6 protein-coding genes and 1 pseudogene are annotated in these 5,112 nt (G+C 69.8%); all 7 read right to left on the bottom strand.

The window, feature by feature from the left end; genetic code table 11:
* Positions 1 to 1,085, bottom strand: a 1,085-nt coding sequence (locus Q0Q47_RS30870; RefSeq protein ID WP_367278329.1) for a conjugal transfer protein TrbL, incomplete at its 3' end; no start/stop codon positions are given.
* Between the two features lie 19 nt (positions 1,086 to 1,104).
* Positions 1,105 to 1,377 carry a DUF6112 family protein gene (locus Q0Q47_RS30875; RefSeq protein ID WP_293868990.1) on the bottom strand — a complete coding sequence of 91 codons (273 nt, stop codon included), beginning with the start codon at positions 1,375 to 1,377 and terminating at the stop codon, positions 1,105 to 1,107.
* 95 nt (positions 1,378 to 1,472) lie between these two features.
* Entirely contained in the window at positions 1,473 to 1,739 is a 267-nt protein-coding gene (locus Q0Q47_RS30880; protein ID WP_293868992.1) for a DUF6112 family protein, read from the bottom strand.
* Complete coding sequence (locus Q0Q47_RS30885) at positions 1,736 to 2,902, bottom strand: M23 family metallopeptidase (RefSeq protein WP_293868994.1); 1,167 nt, start codon at positions 2,900 to 2,902, stop codon at positions 1,736 to 1,738. Before Q0Q47_RS30885 ends, Q0Q47_RS30880 begins: the two co-directional genes overlap by 4 nt.
* 14 nt (positions 2,903 to 2,916) lie before the next feature.
* Positions 2,917 to 3,579, bottom strand: a complete 663-nt coding sequence (locus tag Q0Q47_RS30890) for a hypothetical protein (RefSeq protein ID WP_293868996.1) — start codon at positions 3,577 to 3,579, stop codon at positions 2,917 to 2,919.
* A gap of 52 nt (positions 3,580 to 3,631) precedes the next feature.
* The gene (locus Q0Q47_RS30895; RefSeq protein ID WP_293868998.1) at positions 3,632 to 4,747 is read right to left on the bottom strand and encodes a ParB N-terminal domain-containing protein; all 1,116 of its coding nucleotides are present in this window, start codon (positions 4,745 to 4,747) and stop codon (positions 3,632 to 3,634) included.
* Positions 4,734 to 5,112: pseudogene (locus tag Q0Q47_RS30900) on the bottom strand (hypothetical protein); the annotation flags it as partial. The pseudogene Q0Q47_RS30900 and the gene Q0Q47_RS30895, both read right to left, overlap by 14 nt.

Below are 5,112 nucleotides of genomic sequence, written 5' to 3' on the forward strand. Positions count from 1 at the left end.
GTCGTGCCCTCTGCGGTGCCTCCGGCGGCAGCCCCTTCCGTAGCGGGCGCGCTTGCCGTGGGTGTCTCTGCCGGTGTGGGTGCCGGCGAGGACTCTGGCGCGGACGGTGTGCCCTTCGCGTCGCCACCACCGTCGAGCACCTGCTTCGCGTCTGCGGCTTTCGGCTTGGACGGAATCGGAATAGGGCGGTTGAGCGCCGACTTCGCTTCCTGCTCCATCGACGCGGCCTGATACATGTCGAAACCCACGAACGCCAGGAACTTGTAGACCATGTAGGGCGCGAAACTGGCGATGAACAGCAGAACGATTCCGGCGATGGGCTCCGACAGGACGGCGAGGTCCAGGGTGATCGGGGTCGCCACCTGGGTGAGTGCTACGAGGAATATGACGGTCACCACGAGTTTTGACGCGATCAGGGCGACCACGAAGGTCGCCCATTTTCCGAACCATCCGCGCGATGCTTCCCAGGTGAGGCCGGCGAGGGCGATGGGGCCGAGCACGATCGCGACCAGCAGCAGGGCTTTGCGGATCAGGAGCGAGAACCAGAGGATGAAGATCGCGGCGATCATGAGGCCGGCGAGGAAGATCATCAGCAGCGCCCCGGCCCCGCTGGTCGCCCCGACGACGGTGAGGCCGGCGATGAGGAGAGCGAGCCGCCCGCCCATGCTCTCGATGGTTTCCCCGGCGGCCTGCATGATCCCGACCGACAGCACATCCGTGACCTGCAAGAGCAGGGCGGTGAGGGTGATGAGCACGAACGACCCGAGCACGCTCTTCGCGACGCCGATGCCGGCGCGGGTGAGCGCGGAGGGGTCGCGGCGGGCGAGCCCTGCGATGAGCTGGAAGCAGAACAGCAGCAGGGTCACGACGACGGCGATGCCGAAGAGGATGTTGTAGACCCGGATGTACCCGTCGGAGGTGATGTCCACGGCGGTCGTGGTGGAGAACACCTCCCACATGCCCTGGAACAGTGTGGAGACGGCCAGCCCCATCGCGTCGGCGACCCAGCGGAAGAAGAGCCCGGCGGGGCCGTCGCCGACGGCGGTGCAGACGGTGGAGATGATCGGGGCGTCGCAGATGCTCACCGTGACTCACCAGCCCTGGCTAGTTGACGGCCTGGCCGACAGTCCAGAAAAAGTTCACGAGCGTGACTGCCGCACCGCACAGGATCGCGGCCCCGCAGGAGACGAGCACGCCCGTCTTTCCCCGAGATGCCAAGTGGGGATTGCTGCTGTTCGCACCAAAACCCCAGATGATCGCCGAGACAATCAATGCCAGCACGGCAAGGATCAATCCTGCCGTCATGACTGCGCCGACGATCTCGCGGAGCTGCGCGATGCCGGGGAGCCCGTCGCTGTTCGGGTCAATATCAATCACGGGTGGTCCTCCTGTCGATGCGGGGACGCGACTCGTCCACCAGCAGGCAGGTGCGCCCCAGCGATCCGGCGAAACGCGGCGAGGTCAGGGTGGGATCAGAGGGTGTCGCCGACGGTGATGAGGAAGTTCGTCCACGCGACGGCGGCCCCGGCGAGGGCGGCCGCGCCGAGCGCGACGAACACCCCGACGCGGGCCTTCTGCGCGGTGTACGAGTTCCCGGTCGAGGAGGAGATCGCCCACGCGATCGCGGAGATCAGGAGCGTCAGCACTGAGGCGATGAGCACGATCGTGAACATCGCCCCGATCGCCTCGGTCAGCCCGTCCGCGCCGCTGACTGCGCCGAAGTCGGGAAACACGTTCACGAGCCGGCCCCGATCTGGCAGCCGCCCTGCCGGGGCGCGCTGCTGTCGGTGGCGACGGCTCCGTGCTGCGCGAGCCAGTCAACCGCGTCCACGGGCGGCTGTCCTTGCCCGCCCGGCCGGATCTCGATATGCAGATGCGCGCCGGTGGAGCGGCCCGAGGAGCCGACATCGCCGATGTGCTGCCCCGCAGTCACGGTCTCCCCGGCGGTGACGTAGATGCCGTCCTGCCACATATGCGCGTAATAGGACGCAACCCGCTCACCCTGCACCGTGTGCTCCACGATGATGAGGCCGCCCCACCCGGCGGAGAACTCCGCGACCGTCACGCGCCCGTCGGCGATCGCCGAGATGGGTGTGCCGTCGGCTGCGGCGAGGTCGCTGCCGGAATGGAACTCGCGCTCCCCGGTGAAGGGGTCGCTGCGCCACCCGAAGGAATCCGTGCTCGTGTAGGTGCCCTCGGGCAGCGGGAACACGATGCGCGAAGTCTCCGGCACCGGACCCGGCCCACTGGTGTTGCCGCCACCGTTGGCGGGAGTGGTGAGGGCGGTGAGAATCGCGTCGGCGACGGGCAGCCAGTTCCGGTACCGATCTGGGAAGGCGCTCACCTCCACGGCCTGCGCTGCGGCTCCCGGGTCCATCTGCTGCCAGCCGGGAATATCGAGCAAACCGCGCGGGGTCGGGAAGTTGGGTCCGTCGGGGCCGCCGTAGAAAGCTCGGGACTGGTACACGGGGTCCATGAGCTCGGCGACCGTGCCCCAGCCGGCCTGGGGGCGCATCTGGAAGATGCCCAGTGAGTCGTGATCCGAGGCGTCGCCATCGTTCGGGAACGACCCCGACTCGGGGTAGGCGCCGGTGTTGGCGAGCATCCGTAACCGCGATTCCGTGAGCCCGGCCGTGAGGGCGACCCGCACGCCGGGCTGTCCGATGCCGGGGATGCCCGCCCCGGTCGTGATCACGGTGGCCGCATGGGTGAGCTGCTGCTTGTCCAGGGTGACGGGGGTGCCGTCGGCGGTGGTGGCGGTGAGGGAATCCGGGATCGGCCCGACTGTGAGCGATCCCGTGATGCACAGCACCGGGCCGAGGAGCGCGCCGACGCTCACGATCGCGACCGACGGGCCCAGGCACAGGAGCACCAGGCCGAGGATCAGCAGCTTCTTCACCATCAGCGCGCCTGGGGTTAGCGGAGCGGCTGGTCGACGGCGGAGAGCCGGAGCAGTCGGCACCCGTCCTGCTCGGTGCAGGCGGCGAAGATCGTGAACGCGACCGGGCGCGCATCCGAGGTCTCTCGCCCATCCCACATGCCGGTGCGGTGGCGGGTGCCGGTGATCGTGTAGGCGATCGCGCCGGGCGGGAGCTGCCCGGCACCGGCCTGCGCCTTCGCCGCCGTCCAATCCTGGGGGACGACGATGCTGTCGATCTCGATCCACTGCCGGGTCTGGTACTGCCGCAGTTCACCCCAGGCCCGCGCCTCCGGGAAATAGCCGCGCACATCCGCCGCCAGACCCGGCGCCTCTGCCCGGTCCGCGACATCGACAAGGCGCTGCATGTAGTCGGCAGGCCCGTACTCGAGGCCGGTATCCCACCCGAACAGCCGCTCCGCCACCGACCGCGCAAACGCCTCTCCATCCGGGGTCTCGGGTACCGGGCGGGGCGGGAAGTTCGGCTGCCGTGTCTCCTCGGCGGGGCTTGTCGGCGAGGTCGGGGTGTGCGGGGTGTCCGGGGTGGCGGGGCCGCGGAGGAGGCCGTAGACGCCGACGCCGATCAGCAGCAGGAGCACGGTCGCGCCGGCTGCGGCGGCGATGAAGAGCCTGCGGGGCGGGCGGTCAGCGTTCGGGTCCATGCGGAACCTCCTGGAAGTCGATGCTCAGGAGGTGCACACCCCGCGCCCTGGGTCAGCCCGCCCGTACCTCGGCCCGTCGCGGCTCAGCATCCACCGTGCCGGCAGTGTCGGTGCGGAGGTCGCGGATGATCGTGAGGAAGGCGACGGTCTCGGCGAGCACCCGCTCGACCCGCTCCCACTCCGGCGCGGTGAGCGTGCGGGCGATCTCGGCGGCGTCGTACCGGGTCGTCCACCCGTCCAGGTCCGCCCACAACGCGAGGAACGCGCGCGGCGGCAGCATCACCAGCGCCAGCCGAGGCCGCGCCTCGGCCTTCCCCTTCTTCTTCCCGGCGCGCTTCGCCGCGGTGATCCGGGCCACTGCGTCGGCGGCGAGCTCCGCAAGCTCCGCCGTGCGCGCCTCCTGACCTGCGGCCCGCACCTCGGCGGCAGAGGTCGCGGCCTGCGCCCGCACGATCTCCGGCGTGCCGGGGTTGGTGGCGAGGCGGTCGAGTTCATCGAGTGAGAGGGCGGCGTTCATGCGCAGGTGTGAGCCATGCACTTTCCCGCCGGCCTCGATCCGCGCCAGCTCCTCGGCGGCCTGGGCGCGGATGTGCTCGGGGCGGGTGTCGTCGTTCGCGAGGTCTTTCAAGCGGCCGATCTGTTCGAGCATCGTCTGCGAGCCGCGCCCGGTCACCATGCGGGCGGCCTGCACCCTGGCTTCCCCGGCGGAGCGCGGTGCCGTCGATTCGACGGCACCGGAGACTTCCGCAGCATCCCCGGCTTCCCGGGTGTTGCTGCCGAAGCGTGATGCCTCCTGCCGGCGCGCCGCATCCTCGGCCATCACGGCTTTCAGCTCCCGGTACAGCGACTCCGCCTCGATCAGCGACAAAGGTTTGTGCATCGCGCTGTCGTCCTGCTCGGCGAGGAGCTGGCTGAGCCGGTCCGTGAGGCCCGACCTGATCCACACGTTCGTCGTGCGATGCCCGAGCCGGCGCAGCGCGTGGTAGCGGCGCCACCCGCACACGAGCACCCCGTCCGGGGTGAGCGTGATCGGCTGCAACAGGCCGACGCGGCTGATCGACTCCATGAGGGCGTCGATGTCGCCGAGATCGGTGCGGTGCCGGGTGCCGACGACGATGGAGTCGAGGGCGCGTTCCAGCTCGATATGCCCCGGGCTACTCGCGGCCACGGCACCCACCCCCTCCCGGAGCGGAGAGCACCACCTCCGACAGCACAGCCTCATCGGTGAGGAGCGATCGGAGAGGTTCTTCGTTCACGAGCCGGTGCAGCACCCCGCGCGCGACCCTCGTGTGCGCATGAATCGGGTCGGGGTTGCCGAGCACGACCCGGAGCATCGACAGCCACGACCCGGCGGGCAGATCGAGGAGGGCGCGGGCGTGGTAGTCGCGGCGCAGCGACTCGAACGCTGACGCACGCGACGGGCACTCGGCAAGCCGGGTCACGATGTACTCGATCCCGGAACGGGCGGCCTCTTCCGGCCAGCCGAGGAAGTGGAACAAGGCGACGCAATCCTCGATCGCCGGTGCTACCCGC

It is taken from the genome of uncultured Alsobacter sp. (genome assembly GCF_945952055.1).
Lineage (GTDB): Bacteria > Pseudomonadota > Alphaproteobacteria > Rhizobiales > Beijerinckiaceae > Alsobacter.